General features: G+C 70.2%; 16 protein-coding genes and 1 tRNA gene. 1 reads left to right on the top strand and 16 read right to left on the bottom strand.

The window, feature by feature from the left end; genetic code table 11:
• Position 1: 1 nt before the first annotated feature.
• The 16 genes from J421_RS18185 to J421_RS18260 all read right to left on the bottom strand — a co-directional run bounded on the left by J421_RS18185 (position 2) and on the right by J421_RS18260 (position 15,530).
• Complete coding sequence (locus J421_RS18185; protein ID WP_025412604.1) at positions 2–376, bottom strand: cupin domain-containing protein; 375 nt, start codon at positions 374–376, stop codon at positions 2–4.
• The gene (locus tag J421_RS18190) at positions 376–1,743 is read right to left on the bottom strand and encodes a dicarboxylate/amino acid:cation symporter (RefSeq protein ID WP_025412605.1); all 1,368 of its coding nucleotides are present in this window, start codon (positions 1,741–1,743) and stop codon (positions 376–378) included. The genes J421_RS18185 and J421_RS18190 overlap by 1 nt, the downstream gene beginning before the upstream one ends.
• A 4-nt stretch (positions 1,744–1,747) precedes the next feature.
• On the bottom strand, positions 1,748–3,283 hold the full coding sequence (locus tag J421_RS18195) for an amino acid permease (RefSeq protein WP_025412606.1): 1,536 nt from the start codon (positions 3,281–3,283) through the stop codon (positions 1,748–1,750).
• A gap of 85 nt (positions 3,284–3,368) precedes the next feature.
• Entirely contained in the window at positions 3,369–5,549 is a 2,181-nt protein-coding gene (locus J421_RS18200) for a sodium-translocating pyrophosphatase (protein WP_025412607.1), read from the bottom strand.
• 200 nt (positions 5,550–5,749) lie between these two features.
• On the bottom strand, positions 5,750–6,649 hold the full coding sequence (locus J421_RS18205; RefSeq protein WP_025412608.1) for a hypothetical protein: 900 nt from the start codon (positions 6,647–6,649) through the stop codon (positions 5,750–5,752).
• 113 nt (positions 6,650–6,762) lie between these two features.
• A complete protein-coding gene (locus J421_RS18210; RefSeq protein ID WP_025412609.1) occupies positions 6,763–7,173 on the bottom strand; it encodes an ExbD/TolR family protein in 411 nt (136 codons plus the stop codon).
• A 3-nt stretch (positions 7,174–7,176) separates the two neighbouring features.
• On the bottom strand, positions 7,177–7,602 hold the full coding sequence (locus J421_RS18215) for an ExbD/TolR family protein (protein ID WP_158508833.1): 426 nt from the start codon (positions 7,600–7,602) through the stop codon (positions 7,177–7,179).
• Between the two features lie 71 nt (positions 7,603–7,673).
• Positions 7,674–8,408: a MotA/TolQ/ExbB proton channel family protein gene (locus tag J421_RS18220; protein ID WP_025412611.1), complete on the bottom strand. Its 735-nt coding sequence runs from the start codon at positions 8,406–8,408 to the stop codon at positions 7,674–7,676.
• 59 nt (positions 8,409–8,467) lie between these two features.
• Positions 8,468–9,184 (bottom strand): energy transducer TonB, encoded by a 717-nt coding sequence (locus J421_RS18225; RefSeq protein ID WP_025412612.1) that lies wholly within the window; start codon positions 9,182–9,184, stop codon positions 8,468–8,470.
• Positions 9,185–9,359: 175 nt separating this feature from the next.
• Entirely contained in the window at positions 9,360–10,943 is a 1,584-nt protein-coding gene (locus J421_RS18230; RefSeq protein WP_025412613.1) for a sensor histidine kinase, read from the bottom strand.
• A 10-nt stretch (positions 10,944–10,953) separates the two neighbouring features.
• Complete coding sequence (locus J421_RS18235) at positions 10,954–11,622, bottom strand: winged helix-turn-helix domain-containing protein (protein WP_025412614.1); 669 nt, start codon at positions 11,620–11,622, stop codon at positions 10,954–10,956.
• On the bottom strand, positions 11,619–12,668 hold the full coding sequence (locus J421_RS32855) for a sigma-54-dependent transcriptional regulator (protein WP_025412615.1): 1,050 nt from the start codon (positions 12,666–12,668) through the stop codon (positions 11,619–11,621). Before J421_RS32855 ends, J421_RS18235 begins: the two co-directional genes overlap by 4 nt.
• Positions 12,665–14,113 carry an ATP-binding protein gene (locus J421_RS18245; protein WP_025412616.1) on the bottom strand — a complete coding sequence of 483 codons (1,449 nt, stop codon included), beginning with the start codon at positions 14,111–14,113 and terminating at the stop codon, positions 12,665–12,667. Before J421_RS18245 ends, J421_RS32855 begins: the two co-directional genes overlap by 4 nt.
• Positions 14,114–14,183: 70 nt before the next feature.
• Positions 14,184–14,669, bottom strand: coding sequence for a redoxin domain-containing protein (locus J421_RS32860; protein ID WP_025412617.1), 486 nt, complete (start codon positions 14,667–14,669; stop codon positions 14,184–14,186).
• Positions 14,670–14,788: 119 nt separating this feature from the next.
• The gene (locus tag J421_RS32865; RefSeq protein ID WP_025412618.1) at positions 14,789–15,154 is read right to left on the bottom strand and encodes a hypothetical protein; all 366 of its coding nucleotides are present in this window, start codon (positions 15,152–15,154) and stop codon (positions 14,789–14,791) included.
• Between the two features lie 303 nt (positions 15,155–15,457).
• Positions 15,458–15,530 (bottom strand) — tRNA-Ala (locus tag J421_RS18260).
• A gap of 56 nt (positions 15,531–15,586) precedes the next feature.
• Between J421_RS18260 and trxA the strand changes: the two genes are divergently transcribed.
• Positions 15,587–16,081: a thioredoxin gene (trxA, locus tag J421_RS18265; RefSeq protein ID WP_104022779.1), complete on the top strand. Its 495-nt coding sequence runs from the start codon at positions 15,587–15,589 to the stop codon at positions 16,079–16,081.
• The last annotated feature ends 8 nt before the right edge of the window (positions 16,082–16,089 follow it).

Raw genomic sequence — 16,089 nt, forward strand, 5'->3', positions numbered from 1 at the left:
CCTAGGGGTTCGAGGTGCCCTCGCGGCCGTAGCGGTCCTTGATGCGCACGACGTCGTCGAGCTCCGGCGTGCTCGCCTCCAGCACGTCGCAGTCGGTCACCGCCTCCATGTAGTGCACCGTGCCCGGCGTGATGCGGAACGCGTCGCCGGGCTTCAGCCGCTGGTCGGTGAGCGCGTCGGCCCGCTCGCCCACCCAGTAGCGCATCTCGCCCGAGAGCAGGTACACCGTCTCGTCCTTGCGCTCGTGGTACTGCACCGACAGCGAGTGGCCCGCCGTGATGTGCAGGATCTTGCCGCAGTATCGCTCGGTGTGCGCCCAGATGATCTCGTGCCCCCACGGCTTCGGCACGATACGCGGCTCGACGCGTCCACTCATCACATCGTGGGAGCCATGTGCTCCTGGCGCTCGATCTCCGCCGCGCGCTCCACCGCGTGCGCCGGATCGGTGCCGAGCTCCCCTTCCCACCGCGCCATGACCGCCGTCGCGAGGCAGTTGCCGACGAGGTTCACCGACGTGCGCGCCATGTCCATCAGCGCGTCGACGCCGAGGATCACGGCGATGCCGGCGAGCGGCAGGTTGAACTGCGTGAGCGCGCCGGAGAGGATCACGAGCGACGCGCGCGGCACCGCGGCGACGCCTTTGCTCGTGAGCATCAGCGTCAGCATCATGAGGATCTGCGTGCCGAGCGGCATGTCGATGTGCGCCGCCTGGGCGACGAACACCGACGCGAGCGCGAGATAGAGCGTGCTGCCGTCGAGGTTGAACGAGTAGCCGGTCGGCATCACGAACGCGACGATGCGCTTCGGGACGCCGAAGGCCTCCATCGCCTGCATCGCGCGCGGCAGCGCGGCCTCGCTCGACGCCGTGGAGAACGCGATCAGGAACGGCTCGCGCACCGCCCGCACGAAGCGCGACAGCGGGATGCGGAACACCAGTGCGACGGGAAGCAGCACGCCGAGCAGGAACACGATCAACGCGCCGTACAGCGTGCCGACGAGCTGCGCGAGGTTGAGCAGCACGCCGAGCCCACTCTTCGCGACGGTCACCGCGATGGCGGCGCCGATGCCGATCGGCGCGTACGCCATCACGAGTCCGACGAACTTGAACATGATCTGCGACACCGACTCGCAGAGCTCGAGCATGAACGTCTTCGGGCGACCCGCCGGCAGCTTCGCGAGCGCGACGGCGAACAGGATCGTGAAGAAGACGATCTGCAGCACCTCGTTCGCCGACGCCGCCTCGAAGAAGCTCTGCGGCACCGTGTGCTCGATGACCCCCGAGAACGTCGGCGTCTTCGTGGCGAGCGACGTGATGTCGGAGCCCGCCTCGGTCGGCAGCGTGACGCCCTCGCCCGGCCGCACGAGGTTCACCGCCGTGAGCCCCACCACCAGCGCGAGCGTCGTGACGATCTCGAAGTACACGATCGAGCGGAACGCCAGCCGCCCCACCTTCTTCATGTCGTCGCCGTGCCCCGCGATGCCGACGATCAGCGTGCTCGCGATGAGCGGCACGATCAGCGACTTGATCATCCGGATGAACACCGTCGCGAGCACGCGCAGGTCGCTCGCCGACCAGCCGCCGTGCTGCGCACGCTGTGCATCGGGGAACAGCGCGCCGACGATCACGCCGACGACGAGCGACAGCATGATCCACTGCGTGAGCGTGACGCGGCGCAACCCGCGCGGCTTCACCGCCGGCGGGGGCGCGAGGGGCGTGTAGTGTGGCGGGGAGGACGCGGCCATCAGCTCACTTCTTCTCGATGGGAGGCGGCGGCGCCGCCGGGACCGGGGCGGTGCCGCGGCGCAGCGTGGAGTTGCGGTAGCCGTACAGGAAGTAGAACACGAGACCGATGACGAGCCAGATCCCGAAGCGAATCCAGGCCGACGTCGGCAGCCCGTACATCGTGTAGAGGCACAGGACGGCGCCGAGGATCGTCACCGGCCAGACGAACGGGACGCGGAACGGGCGCGGGCGCGCGGGGTCGGCGTAGCGCAGCACGAGCACGCCGACGCAGACGAGCGCGAACGCCGACAGCGTGCCGATGTTCGTGAGGTCGTACGTCGCGGCGTCGTCGGCGAGCAGCGCGCCGAGCGCGACGAGGACGCCGGTGATGATCGTCGTGACGTGCGGCGTGCGGTACTTCGGGTGGATCTTCGCCGCCCACGACGGCAGCAGCCCGTCGCGCGCCATCGCGAAGAAGATGCGCGGCTGGCCGTACTGGAAGACGAGCAGCACCGCCGCCATCGACACGACCGCGCCCGCGGAGACGAACCATCCCGCGGCCGGGAAGCCCGCCACCTGCAGCGCGCGCGCGAGCGGATCGGACGACTTCAGCTGCATGTACGGCACGAGCCCGGTCGCCACCGCCCCGACGACGACATAGATCAGCGTACAGATGCCGAGGCCCAGCATGATGCCGCGCGGCATGTTGCGCTGCGGGTTGCGCGTCTCCTCCGCCGCCGTCGATATCGCGTCGAATCCGATGAACGCGAAGAACACGATCGCCGCGCCCTGGTGGATGCCGCGCCAGCCGTTCGGCGCGAACGGGCGGTAGTTCGCCGGGTCGATGTGGATCGCGCCCACCACGATGAACACGGCGAGCACGAGCAGCTTCACCCCGACCATGATGTTGTTCGCGCGCGTGCTCTCCTTGACGCCGATCACGAGCAGCCACGTGATCGCCATCACTATGAGGAACGCGGGCAGGTTCACGAGGATCGGGATCCCGGCGACGTGCGGCGCGGTGGTGAGCAGCGACTGCATCGCGGCGTCGCCGCCGGCGGCGAGCGCCTTCGCGTTCCAGTAGCCGTGGGTGAGCCACGGCGGGATCGTGAACCAGGGCGAGACGAGCGAGTTGAAGTAGCCGGCCCACGCGATGGCCACGGCCACGTTCCCGACCGCGTACTCGAGGATCAGGTCCCACCCGATGATCCACGCGATGATCTCGCCCAGCGTGGCGTACGAGTATGCGTACGCGCTGCCGGCCTGCGGGATCATCGCCGCGAGCTCCGCGTAGCACAGCGCCGCGAAGCCGCACACCACGCCGAGCAGCACGAACGAGAGGATGAGCGCCGGACCCGCGCCGTAGCGGACGACCTGCCCCGCCGCGTTCACCTCGCCCGCGGCCGCGGTGCCGAGCGTGGAGAAGATGCCGGCGCCGATCACCGCGCCGATCGACAGCATCACCAGATCGCCGACGCCGAGCGTCCGCCTCAGCCCCGACGGTGATTCGCCCTCGGCCAGCAGATCGCCGATCGCTTTGCGGGAGAAGATCGAAGGCATGGGGGGGGAAAGAAAGCGTGGAGCGTGGAGCGCGGAGCGTAGAGTCGACCCCTCTACGCTCCACGCCCCACGCTCCACGCTCGCATTAGATGAACAGCGGCGCGAGAACCAGCGTGATCGTCGACAGGAGCTTCACGAACACGTGCAGCGACGGACCCGCCGTGTCCTTGAACGGGTCGCCGACCGTGTCACCCACCACGGCCGCCTTGTGCGCATCGGAGCGCTTGCCGCCGTACATGCCCGTCTCGATGTACTTCTTCGCGTTGTCCCACGCGCCGCCGCCGTTGTTCAGGAAGCCGGCCATGAGGATGCCCGCGATCGTGCCGATCATGAGGAACGCCGCCACCGCCTCGGCGCCGAGCCCGAACTGCTTGAACACGAGACCGACGGCGATCGGGAACACCACGACGAGCGCGCCCGGGAACACCATCGCCTTCAGCGCCCCGATCGTCACGATGTCGACGCAGCGGCCGTAGTCGGGCTGGTCGGTGCCCTGCATGATGCCGGGCTTCTCGCGGAACTGACGCCGCACCTCCTCGATCACGCTCTGCGCGGCCTTCCGCACGGCGCTCATGGCGAGCGACGAGAACCAGAACACGAGCATCGCGCCGAGCAGCCCGGCGACGAAGATCTGCGGCTTCGCGAGGTTCACCGACAGCTCGTTGCCGGTCAGCGTGCGCACCTCGTCCAGGTACGCGGAGAACAGCAGGAACGCGGCGAGCGCCGCGGAGCCGATCGCGTAGCCCTTCGTGAGCGCCTTCGTCGTGTTGCCGACGGCGTCGAGGCGGTCGGTCTTCTCGCGGATCGAGTCCGGCTGCTCCGACATCTCGACGATGCCGCCCGCATTGTCCGTGATCGGTCCGAACACGTCCATCGCGAGGATGTAGCCCGCGGTGCCGAGCATCCCCATCGTCGCCACGGCGGTGCCGAACAGCCCCCCCACCGGCTGCCCGGTCGTCGGATCGAGCAGGCCGCTCGTGCGGCCGAGGTAGTAGCTCGAGATGATCGCGACGGCGACCGTGATCACCGGCAGCACCGTCGATTCCATGCCCACCGCGATGCCGGCGATGATGTTCGTCGCCGCGCCGGTCTGGCTCGCCTCGGCGATCGACTTCACCGGGCGGTAGCGGTACTCCGTGTAGTACTGCGTGATGTAGACGAACGCGAACGCCGTCGCGAGGCCGATCATCCCGCACAGGAAGTAGTGCCACCACGCGTCCGGCGCGTCGGGCGTCTGCAGCAGCCACTTCGACAGGCCGAAGAAGCCGACCGCGACGAGCGCCGAGGTGGCGTAGAACCCGCGGTTCAGCGCGGACATCGGGTCTTCGTCGCCGCTCGTGCGCACGATCATCACGCCGACGATGGACGCGAGCAGCCCCACCGCGCCGACGACGAGCGGGAACAGCACGCCGCCCAGCCCGAAGAAGCGGTACAGCAGCACGCCGAGCACCATTGCGCCGATGTTCTCGGCCGCGGTGGACTCGAACAGGTCGGCGCCGCGGCCGGCGCAGTCGCCGACGTTGTCGCCGACGAGGTCCGCGATCACCGCGGGGTTGCGCGGGTCGTCCTCGGGAATCCCCGCCTCGACCTTGCCGACCAGGTCAGCGCCGACGTCGGCCGCCTTCGTATAGATGCCGCCGCCGAGCTGCGCGAACAGCGCGACGAACGACGCGCCGAAGCCGAAGCCGACGATGAGGAACGGGATCCGCTGCGCCCACGCGGCCGGGTCCACGCCCGCCGGCGCGAGCAGCTGCAGGATGCCGAACAGCCCCGCCACGCCTATGATCGACATCGCGACGGTGAACAGCCCGGACACCGCCCCGCCCCGCAGCGCCGTCTGGAGCGCCGCGTTCAGCGAGGTGGTGGCCGCCGCCGCCGTCCGAATGTTCGTGCGGATGGAGACCCACATCCCCATGAACCCGGCGATGCCCGAGCAGATGGCGCCGAGCAGGAATGCGACCGTCGTGTACAGCGCGTAGGTGCCCGCGCTCAGCCCACCCACCGAGTCGGCCGACTCGGCACGGTGCGCGAACGCGTAGCCGACGTAGATCAGCGCCGCGACCACGACCGCCAGCAGACCGATCGTCTTGTACTGCCGCGCGAGATACGCCTCGGCCCCTTCCTGAATGGCGTTCGAGATGCGCTGCATCGCGGCCGTTCCGCGGTCGCGCGCGAGGACCCCGCGCGAGATGAGCACCGCCACGACGAGCGCTACGCCGCTCGCACCGAGAATGAGCCAGAGGAGCGCGGACTGCGATGGAGCCATAGACGTATCGGTCCGGAAAGGAGGAGCGGAGGGACTGGACCGTCGCCAGAAATGGACGGCCCCGGGCGGCGCAAAGCGGGGAACTTATGGGGCCGACAAGTTCTTGGAAAGTCGGACCTTACGCTCATCCGGGCGGGGCTGGACGAAAAAAAGGCCGCGATGCGCTCGCGGCTTCGTACCAGCTGTCGGCAGGGACGGAATCAGAACACGTAGGTGAGCGATCCCTTCGACCGGATGGGGCGCCCGTCGGGGCCGGTCCCGGGGCGGAACTTCACGCCCGAGAGCACGTCCTTGAGCTTGCGGTTGTAGCCGCCGTCGCGCGTCGGCGTGAACTCGAACGACAGGACCTTCCCCGTCGAGTCGACGTCGAAGTTCGCGACGAGCTGGGTGCCGCGCACCTTGTCGGGCACGGGCCACGGCGCGAGAAAGATCTCGATCGCCTGCGGCGGGTAGTTCGCGGCGCTGCCGCCCCCGGTCCCCGGGCCCACGCCCGACCCGCGCCCTGTTCCGACGCCGGACCCGATGCCACCCCCCGTGCCGGGGCCGGAGCCGGCGGTGCCGTCGGCGCCGGTGCCGCCACCCGTGCCCGGCATCGGCGCCGTGGCCGCGACCGATGCGGTGGGCTCGGGCGTCGGCGTGGGCGCCGGCGGGACGGGCTTCGGCTCCGGCGGCGTCACGGGCGGCGTGACCGGCGTCGGGAGCGGCTTCGTGGGCGGCGGGATGACGGCGGCCGGGGTCGGCGGCGCGGGCGTCACCGGCACGAAGTGCAGCCGCTCGGTCACGAACTCGGCCTGTCGGCCGCCGGTGCCCATGGTACCGCCCCCGCCGCCGCCGGCGGGGCCGGCGCCGCCGGCACCCTGCACCTCCTGCAGCACCGCCGGCCCGACGACCGGCGCGAGCAAGAGCGCGATGACCAGCACGTGCAGCGCGACGGCCACGAGCGTGCTCCCGAGCCGACGCTCGGACGGGACCGGAATGCCGATCGGGGGTCGATAGGGCGGCCGCGCCGGGGATTGCGGCGCGCCGCCCGCGGGCTCGCCGCGCCAGGGCTCGTTGCCTGCGGGCTCGCCGTCGGAGTCGGGCGACCAGGACGACGTCACGGGACGGGTTCGGAGGGGATGGTTGGCCACTGCACGCATCATACACGCGACTACGGCGGACGAGCCCCGAAGGGTTCGCCCGCCGTAGCAGGGACGCTCGCCGAGCGGTCGGGTTACGACGCGCCCTTGGGCGTGAAGCCGATGACCTTCACGCCGGCGCCGCGGGCGATGTCCATCGCCTTGATGATGTCCTGATACGTCGCGTCCGGATCACCCTTGATGAAGATGATCTTGTCCGGGCGCGGGTCGTAGATCTGCTTGAGCCGCGGCGCGAGGCCGGCCAGCGTCTGCGGCTCCTTGTTGATCTCGAACTGGCCGCCCTTGTGGACGGACAGCACGATCTGCGACGTGTTCGGCGCGCTCGACGGCTGCGGGTTGGGATCCGGAAGCTGCACGTCGATCGCCTTCCGGCTCGACGGCACGATCACCATGAAGATGATCAGCAGCACCATGAGCACGTCGATCATCGGGGTCACGTTCGGGTCGGACGTCAGTCCGCCCTGCCCCCCAGTGGACATGGCCATGGCTCAGGACCCTCCCTTCTTCTCTTCGACCGACTGCCCCTCGGTCCCGGGCAGCTGCTCGGAGATGAGGCCGGTGACGCGGACGCCCGCCTTCGCGGCGATGTCGACCGCGTCCTGCACCTTCGAGTACTCGAGGTTCTTGTCGGCGCGCACGTAGAGGATCTTGTCCTCGGTGCGGGCGTCGAAGATGCGCTTCAGGTTCGCCTCGAGCGTCTCGTTGCGGATCGGCTGCCGGTTCAGGTAGTACACGCCCTTACGGTCGATGCCGAGCAGCACGTCGCCGTCTTCCTCGGGATGCTTCTTGAGGTTGATGCCCTGCGGCGGGGCGGCGTTCAGACCCGACGTGAGCGTCGGGATGATCACCATGAAGATGATGAGGAGGACGAGCATGACGTCCACGAGCGGCGTCACGTTCGGCTCGGCCTTCACCGAGCTCCCTCCGGACGAAACCGACATACCCATGCGCTACCTCCTGGCCGTAGGCCGTTGGGGCCCGCGGCTTACTGCGAGATCGGGCCGGCGCCCGTGCCCGCGCTGAACTCGCGGGTGAAGCGCGAGCGGCCGAACTCGCCCGAGACGCCCTTGATGAGATAGTCGATCATCTCCTTGGACGTGTACGTCATCTCGGCGGTCAGGTTATCGATCTTCGTCGAGAAGTAGTTGAACATCCACACGGCCGGGATGGCGACCATGAGGCCGAAGGCCGTCGTGATCAGCGCCTCGGCGATACCGGCCGAGATCGCGGACAGACCACCCGAGCCCGACGCGGCCATGCCCGTGAACGCGTTCACGATACCCATCGTCGTGCCGAGCAGACCGACGAACGGCGCCGTGGCACCGACCGTGGCGAGCACGCCGAGGCCGCGCTTCAGGTCGACGATCGTCATCAGCATCTCACGCTCGACCGCGCGCTCCGCCGAGTTGATGTCGGCGACCGTGACCGAGCCGTCCATGATCAGCGGCTTGACCTCGGAGAGCGCATTGCCGAGCACGCGAGCGACGTGCGACCGCTTGTAGCCCTCGGCGAGCTTGATCGCCTCGGTGAGGTTGTCCTCCTCGAGGAACTGAGAGAACTCGGGCGCGAACCGCTTCGTCTCGGCCTGGGCGCGGCGGATGTTCCACCACTTCTGGATCATGATCGTGAGCGACCAGATCGACATGATCGCGAGCACGACCACGATGCCCTTCGCGAACGCACCCATCTGCGTCCACAGTTCCATCAGCGAGAGATTCATATCCGTCTCCGTTGAGCGTTAGGCGTAGGCGCCACTCCGCGTGACGCCCACAAGGGGCGTCACTTCGTGAGCTGGAACTGGAAGGGCTGCTGAACGAGCTGCTTGACCTTGCGTCCGCCCACCTCGGCGGGCAGGAAGCGCATGTTCGCGAGGGCCGACTTCACGGCCTGGCTGAACAGGTCATGGTCCGACTTCAGGACCTTGAAGGACCCGGGCTCCACGTGGCCGCTCGTGTCGACGACGAACTGGGCGAGCACGGTGCCCTCGACGTTCGCCGACTTCAGCATCTCCGGGTACCGGGGGCCGGTGTTGCCCGGGGCGGGCACGACCGGCTTCTCCACCTGGAACTCGAAGTACGGCTGATCCTGGACGACCGGGCCGGTGCCGCCGACGGCACCCTTGGCGACGCCGCCCGCGACGCCCTTACCGGAGAAGTCGGCCTCGTCGGTCACCTTCTTCGAGAGGTCGACCTGCGGGATGACGTCCGGGATCTCGACCGGCGCGGTGAGGACCTGGAAGCCCTTCGGGGGCGGTGGGGCGACGGCCACATCCGGCGGCGGAGGCGGCGGCGGCTCATTCTTCGGCGGAGGCGGCTCGTCTTTTTTCATCTCGACGAACTCGACCTTCTCCTCCTTGGGCTTCTCGGCCTCGATCGTCGCGTGGGCCGTGGCGTACACGGCGCCCGCGATGATCCCCGTATGGAGGATGACGCTGAAGATGGTGCCGCCGGTGCTCCGCTGCTTCTTGGCCTTCGACTCGAGCAGGTTGTTGAACATGGCGCTCAGGCTGAGTCAGGGACGCGGATTCCCGCTGGCTGTGAGGCCGGAGTCTAGCCGTGGCAAATGAGGAAGGAATGGACTCAAGATTAAGGTTCGATTAGCTGCCTGTTACCGTTCCTTAATCGAATCGTCTGCGCTGCCACCGGCTGCGGGAGCCGTTTCGAACCGATGTTCAGTCCGCGCCGTCGTGCACCGCGTATGCCGCGGGCGCGGCTTGCACCGGAAGAACCTGCTCGCCGATTAACGGAAGCGTCACGGTGAACGTGGACCCGCGGGTGAGCCGCGAGGCGACCGTGAGCGTGCCGCCGTGGGCCTGGGCGATCCACTGGCTGATGGCGAGCCCGAGGCCGAATCCCCCGCGCTCGCTCACGTGCTCGCCGAGGACCCGGCGCGACCGGGCGCGGTCGGCGCGCCAGAAGCGGTCGAAGATGTAGGGCAGGTCGGCGGCGGCGATCCCGATGCCCGTGTCGCGCACGGTGAAGGCGACCGTGTCCTCGCCGGCGTCCAGGCGCAGCTCGACGGTGCCGCCGGTGGGCGTGTACTTGATGGCGTTCGTGACGAGGTTCAGGAACAGCTGCCGGAGCCGCGCCGCATCGCCGAGCACGGTCGCCGGCTCGAGGACAGGCATCGCGATCTCGAGCCCGGCCGCCTCGCCGAGGATCACCGCGGTCTCGTAGACGTCGCGCACGATCGGCTCGAGCTCGATCGACTCGCGGTGCAGGTCGAAGCGTCCCTCGTCGAAGCGCGCTAGCGTCAGCAGGCTGTCCACGAGGTCGGCCATGCGCGTGATCTCCTGCAGCGCCTCCTCGAGCGCGACGAGCTGCTCGGAGGAGCCCTGGGGCGACGACATGGCGCGCTCGACGTTCGCGCGCAGCACGGTGAGCGGCGTCTTCAGCTCGTGGCTCGCGTCCGCGGTGAATCGCCGCAGCCCGCCGAACGACGTCTCGAGCCGGCCGATCATGGCGTTCAGCGTGGCGCCGAGCCGCGCCATCTCGTCGCCGGTGGACTCGAGGTGCAGTCGGCGATGCAGGCTGCGACCGTCGGTGATCGCCTCAAGCTCGCTGCGCATTTGCTCGAGCGGGCGCAGCGTGTTGCCGGCGAGGTAGTACGCCACGGCGATGGACACGAGCAGCACGAACGGTGCGACGGCGAGCATCGATCCGAGCAGCTCGGTCTGCGCGCGGTGGCTCGGCCCGACCGACGTGCCAGCGATGACGTAGCCGATCGGGGCGAGCGTCGTGTCCGCATTGCGGCGCACGATGAGCAGCTGATCGGTGCGCGGCAGCCCGCGCGCCTCCCACGCTCGGCGGCGGCGCGGGTCGAGCGTGTCGCGGTCGATGTCGGCGTGGCCCACGGTGGACGGCGAGAGCCGCGGCGCGCTGCTGCGGATCGCGTCGAGCGCGTCTGAGCTCAGCAGCCGCGCCTCGCGCGAGCCGTAGACGATCTGTCCGTTCGCGTCGACGACGAGGATGAACTCCGGCAGCGCCTCGAGCAGCGTGTAGAGCTCGGGCACCACCGTCGGACCGACGACCGTGTCGCGCACCTCGGTGAGCTGCACCGGCTCGCCCGGCTTCGCCTTGCGTCGCACGAACCCGGTCAGGCGAAGCGCCACCTCGGCCTGCGCGCTCGCGTAGCGCTCGAGCTGGCGCTGCACGCTGGCGCCGCGGCCGATCCACAGCGTGGCGCCGAAGACGAGCATGGTGCCCGCCAGCGCCGCCGCGTACGTCGTCGTGAGTCGAGCGCGGATGGACGCCATGAGCGCTCCGTCAGGCCTTCACCACGTAGCCGACGCCGCGCACCGTGTGGATCAGCTTCTGCCGCTGCCCGGCGTCGATCTTCTTGCGCAGATGATTGATCACCACGTCGACGATGTTGGTTCCGGGGTCGAAGTGGTAGCCCCACGCGTACTCGGTGATGAGCGTGCGACTCATCACGCGCCCGGCGTGGCGCATGAGGTATTCGAGCACCGCGTACTCCTTCGGCGTGAGCTCGATCCGCTCGCCATCGCGCTGCACCTCGCGCGTATTCTGGTCGAGCACGAGATCGGCCACGTGCAGCCGGGGCGAGGCGAGCGCGCGCGGGCGCCGCGCGAGCGCCTCGACGCGCGCGAGCAGCTCCTCGAACGCGAACGGCTTCGTGACGTAGTCGTCGGCGCCGGTCCGCAGCGTGGTGACCTTCGCGTCGACCGCGTCCTGCGCGGTGAGCACGAGCACCGGCCGCTCGAACCCGCGCGACCGCAGACTGTGCAGCACGTCGATGCCGTTCTTGCCCGGCAGGCGCATGTCGAGGATGACGACGTCGTACGCGCCCGACGCCGCGGCGCGCTCGCCGCTCTCGCCATCGGCCACGAGGTCGACGACCCAGCGCTGCTCCTCGAGGCCGCGCTTCACGAACTGCCCGACGGTCGGATCGTCTTCGATGACGAGGATCTTCACGGTAACGCGAGGTGGGATGGGTCGACGACGCCCGCCGTGGCGCGCGCCACGGCGCCCTCGATGACGAGTCGCAGCTCGGCGACGTTGCCCGGCCACGCGTGACGCTCGAGCCGCTGCGCCGCGGCATCGGACAGCGCCGGCGGCGACGCGCCGCCGTACCGCCTAACGAACGACTCCGCCAGCGCGCGCACGTCGCCCGCGCGCTCGCGCAGCGGCGGCAGCTCGACGACCGTCGTGAGCCGCTCGCGCAGCGCGGGGTCGAGGGCGAGCGATCGCGGCGCGCGCGCGGTCGACGCGACCACGCGCAGCGCCTGCGTATCGAGCGCCGCGGCGACGCGCCGCTGGTCGTCGGCCCGCAGCGCGTCCACCGTGCGCGCGTACAACGTGCCCCCGCCGCGAGCCGCACCGACGCGGCGATCGACGACGGCCGCGCCGAGCGTGGCGACGGCGGCGCCGTCGAGGTCGACGAACGGCCCGCCGCCGGCCGCGCCGTGCGCGAGACGGGCGAGCGTGGTCCGGCCGGTGCCCGGCTCGCCGCTCAGCAGCAGCCCGCCTAAGGATCGTGCGACGCGCAGCACGGTCGCGACGGCGTCCTGCAGCGCGGGGGACCGCGTCTCGATCGTCGGCTCGGGCGCCGCGGCGACGGCGGCACACTCGCGCTCGAGCCGGCGCCGCTCCGTCGCGCGCCGCACGAGCAGGTCCACCTCCGCCATGCGGTACGGCTTCGCGACGTAGTCGTACGCGCCCTCCTGCATCGCGGCGAGCGCGGTGTCGATCGTGCCGTTCCCGGTCATGACGACGACCTGCGGGGGCATCGGCAGCTCGCGCGCGCCGCGCAGCACGGCGATCCCGTCGAGGCCGGGCATCTGCACGTCGAGCAGCGCGACGTCGAACGGCTCGCGCTCGATCGCGTCGAGCGCCGCGCGCCCGTCGTGCACGACGGACACCGTGTGTCCGCGGCCGGCGAGAAAGTGCTCGAGCAGCAGCGCGAGCTGCCTCTCGTCTTCAGCGATGAGCACGCGCGCGCCGGTCGACTCGTCGCTCACGACGCGGCGGGGAGCAGGACTCGGAACGTCGTACCGACACCGAGCGCGCTGTCCACCTCGATGCGGCCGCCGTGGTCGCGCACGATGCCGTAGCAGATCGAGAGCCCGAGCCCCGTGCCGGCGCCCGGCGGCTTCGTGGTGTAGAACGGCTCGAAGATCTTCGTGAGCTCCTCGCGCGCGATGCCGTGCCCCTGATCGGCGACGTCGACGAACGCGTCCGCGCCGTCCACGCCGGTGCGCAGCATGATGCCGCGCGCCTCCTCGTGATCGGCCGCGGGCTCGCCGATCGCGTCGGCGGCGTTCAGCAGCAGCGCCATGAGCACCTGCGTGAGCTGGTCGGGGTCCGCCGTGACCTGCGGCCCCGCGCCCTCCGCCAGCTCGAGGCGCACCGGGTAGCGCTTGAAGCGCGCGTGGTGCTTCAGCAGGAACAGCGTCTGCTCGACGATCGAGTTGAGCCCCACCGACACCCGCTGCAGCGGCTTCGCGCGGCTGAAGTTCAGCAGCCCCTCGGTGATCCCGCGGCAGCGGTGCACCTCGTGGTCGATGATGCGCAGATACTCGCCGAACCCCGGCGGCGCGGGGCGCGACGGCGGCAGCTCGGCGATGCCGAGCGTCATCGTCTCGGCACAGGCGGCGATCGTCGCGAGCGGGTTGTTGATCTCGTGCATCACGCCGGCAGCGAGCTGGCCGATCGCGGCGAGCTTCTCCGCCTGCGCGGTGCGCTCGAGCGCCGCCTTCCACTCGGTGATGTCCTCGCCGAGGGTGATGACGTGCGACGGCCCGCCGCCGTCGACCGCCATCGGGATCTTGGTCAGGCGATACGTGCGCAGCTCGCCGGTCGACCGCGACTCGATCTGGAACTGCTGCAGCCGGCCGGTCGCGAACGCCTCGTCGAACTCGCGGCGCAGCACTTCCGCGTTCTGTCGCGGTAGCACGTCGAAGATGCTGCGGCCCAACGCATCCTCGCGTGCCACGCCGGTGGTGTCCGTCTCACGCTTGCGGTTCCACAGCTGCACGCGGTAGTCGCGATCGATGACGTACAGACCGACCGGCAGCGAGTCGACGACACGCGCGACGAAGCGGCGCTGCTCCTCCACCTCGCGCACGCCGCGGAAGTACGCGAGCGACGGCGCGAGCACGTCGGCGACGACGCCCGGCGAGAGCACGCCGTCGCCGGCCGCGGGAGCAGCGTCGACGACGAAAGTGCCCAACACCTCGCCGCCGGCGCGCAGCGGCACCGCGTGAGCGCTCGGCGCGTCCGGCGGCGCATCGCCCCAGCGCGGCGCGAGCGTGCCGTCGGGCCCCGTCAGCCACACCGCGCACCGTCGCGCGCCGAGCGCGGCACGCGCGGACTCCAGGACGTCGGGCATCGCGGCGTCGAGGTCGACGGCGCCGGCGAGACGGGCGGCGAGATCGGTGAGCGCCTGGAGCGGCGAGAGCGGCATGGCCTGCGGAGCGGATCGGGGTGGATGCTTCGCGGAAGCTATGCCGTGCTCCCTGGTTTGGAAAACCCGCTCAGGGGAGCTTCGCGATCTCGGCGAGGATCTCCGCGTTCTCGCGGCGGTTGCCGTTCATCTCCTCGACGTGCGCCCACCGCACGATGCCGTCGCGGTCGACCAGGAAATAGGCGCGGTTGGAGTAGAACCGCTCCTCGTTCAACACGCCGTACGCGCGCGACGCGTCGCGCCGGAAGTCGCTCAGGAAGTCGGTCTTCAGCGCGTACTTCGTCTTGTACTCCTTGAGGCTCGCGGTCGAGTCGACGGAGATCGGCAGCACGACGACGTCGTGCGCCGCGAACGCATCGTAGTCGTCGGTGATGGCGCACATCTCCGCGGTGCACGTGCTCGTGAACGCGAGCGGGAAGAACGCGACGAGCACGTTGTGGCCGCGGAGCGACGACAGCGTGACCTTCTCGCCGCTCGTGCTGGCGAGCGTGAAGTCGGGCGCGGGCTGGCCGACCGTGGGCACGGCGGCCTGCGTGGAAGTGGCGGCGGTCGCCATTACAGTGCGGGAATCGGGGAGAGATCGGCACGCGCGCGGCCCGGGGCCGACGACGCGTGAGCGGTCACCGTGCCCGATATCTAGTCGCCCGCCCGGTCGGCGCGGACTCCGGCACGCGGCTACGGCACGCGGCGCCAGACCTCCACGATGTGCTGACGCTTGTCGGCCGGCGCCGACAGACTGTCGAACGGCGTCGTGAAGCTGTGGTACCAGTACTCGCCGTTCACCCGGCAGGTGGCCGGGACGGTCTGCCCGATGCCGTTCGGGTCGTAGAAGTAGTCGAGCCGCTCGGTGTACGCGCTGCCGCTCACCGTGTAGCTCCCGCTCCCGCCGAGCACCGTCGTCGCACGCAGCGAGTCGGCGACGGTGCGCCGCAGGATGGTGTCGCGCCGCGCCGCCTGGCCGAGCCACATGAAGTGGCCGCCGGTCAGGATCTTCCGCTGCTGGTAGCCCGAGAGCGCGCGCTCCTTCCCGTCCACGGACACGGACGCGAGCTCCCAGGTGCCATCGACCCGGCAGGTCGGCGGGCGGGGCGCGGCCCGGGCCGTGGCGCCGGCCGCGGGCGACCGCTGCGCGACGAGGGGAGCGGCGGAAAGACAGGAGCACGCGAGCGCGAGCGCGGCCGTCCACCGGTACGGAGTCATCGTCCACCTCCCACGTGACGTGTGAGCTCGACGTCCCCGACCTACCGGGGTGCTGCATTGTCCGAGCCGCGGGCGCGGCAGCCGGGCAGCCGGAACGCGAACGCCCGCGCCAGAGGTGTGGCGCGGGCGTTCTGTGCTACCGGATGGAGCGTATCGGGCTCGAACCGATGACCCCCTGCTTGCAAAGCAGGTGCTCTCCCAACTGAGCTAACGCCCCGGTTACGTTCCTTCTGAGAGCAAGATACCACCCGGACGTAGTCGGAGGGAGCACCCATGGGCACGACCTCGACGGGGCAGCCGGCCGCGGAGCCGGCGGCGGCGAAGCTGACGGTGCGCTGCACGTTCTGCCAGACGTGGAATCGCGTGGACGCGCGTCGCGCGGCCGACCGCCCGAAGTGCGGCAACTGCGCGAAGCCGATCCTGCTCGACCGCCCGCTGCCGCTCGACGACGAGACGTTCACGCGCACCGTCGAGGCAAGCGGGGTGCCGGTGCTCGTCGACTTCTACGCCGACTGGTGCGGCCCGTGTAAGGTGATGGCCCCGCACGTCGACGAGCTGGCGTCGCGCTACCAGGGGCGCGCGCTCGTCGCGAAGCTCAACACCGACCGCGCGCCGGTCACGGCCGAGCGGTTCCAGATACGCGGCATCCCGACGACCATCGTCTTCAAGGATGGCCGCTCGGTGGCGCAGCTCACCGGCGCCGTGCGGCTGCCGGAGCTGGAGTCGCTGCTCGCGCGCGCGGGCGTCGCGACCGGCGCCGCGCCGTGACGCGTTAG

The organism is Gemmatirosa kalamazoonensis, assembly GCF_000522985.1.
GTDB lineage: Bacteria > Gemmatimonadota > Gemmatimonadetes > Gemmatimonadales > Gemmatimonadaceae > Gemmatirosa > Gemmatirosa kalamazoonensis.

What these genes read in the sequence shown, in the direction of transcription:
- J421_RS18185 (WP_025412604.1), bottom strand. Translation starts at nt 376, where the DNA reads ATGAGTGGACGCGTCGAGCCGCGTATCGTGCCGAAGCCGTGGGGGCAC.
- J421_RS18225 (WP_025412612.1), bottom strand. Translation starts at nt 9,184, where the DNA reads ATGTTCAACAACCTGCTCGAGTCGAAGGCCAAGAAGCAGCGGAGCACC.
- J421_RS18195 (WP_025412606.1), bottom strand. Translation starts at nt 3,283, where the DNA reads ATGCCTTCGATCTTCTCCCGCAAAGCGATCGGCGATCTGCTGGCCGAG.
- J421_RS18190 (WP_025412605.1), bottom strand. Translation starts at nt 1,743, where the DNA reads ATGGCCGCGTCCTCCCCGCCACACTACACGCCCCTCGCGCCCCCGCCG.
- J421_RS18245 (WP_025412616.1), bottom strand. Translation starts at nt 14,113, where the DNA reads ATGCCGCTCTCGCCGCTCCAGGCGCTCACCGATCTCGCCGCCCGTCTC.
- J421_RS18210 (WP_025412609.1), bottom strand. Translation starts at nt 7,173, where the DNA reads ATGGCCATGTCCACTGGGGGGCAGGGCGGACTGACGTCCGACCCGAAC.
- trxA (WP_104022779.1), top strand. Translation starts at nt 15,587, where the DNA reads ATGGGCACGACCTCGACGGGGCAGCCGGCCGCGGAGCCGGCGGCGGCG.
- J421_RS32860 (WP_025412617.1), bottom strand. Translation starts at nt 14,669, where the DNA reads ATGGCGACCGCCGCCACTTCCACGCAGGCCGCCGTGCCCACGGTCGGC.
- J421_RS18200 (WP_025412607.1), bottom strand. Translation starts at nt 5,549, where the DNA reads ATGGCTCCATCGCAGTCCGCGCTCCTCTGGCTCATTCTCGGTGCGAGC.
- J421_RS18220 (WP_025412611.1), bottom strand. Translation starts at nt 8,408, where the DNA reads ATGAATCTCTCGCTGATGGAACTGTGGACGCAGATGGGTGCGTTCGCG.
- J421_RS18230 (WP_025412613.1), bottom strand. Translation starts at nt 10,943, where the DNA reads ATGGCGTCCATCCGCGCTCGACTCACGACGACGTACGCGGCGGCGCTG.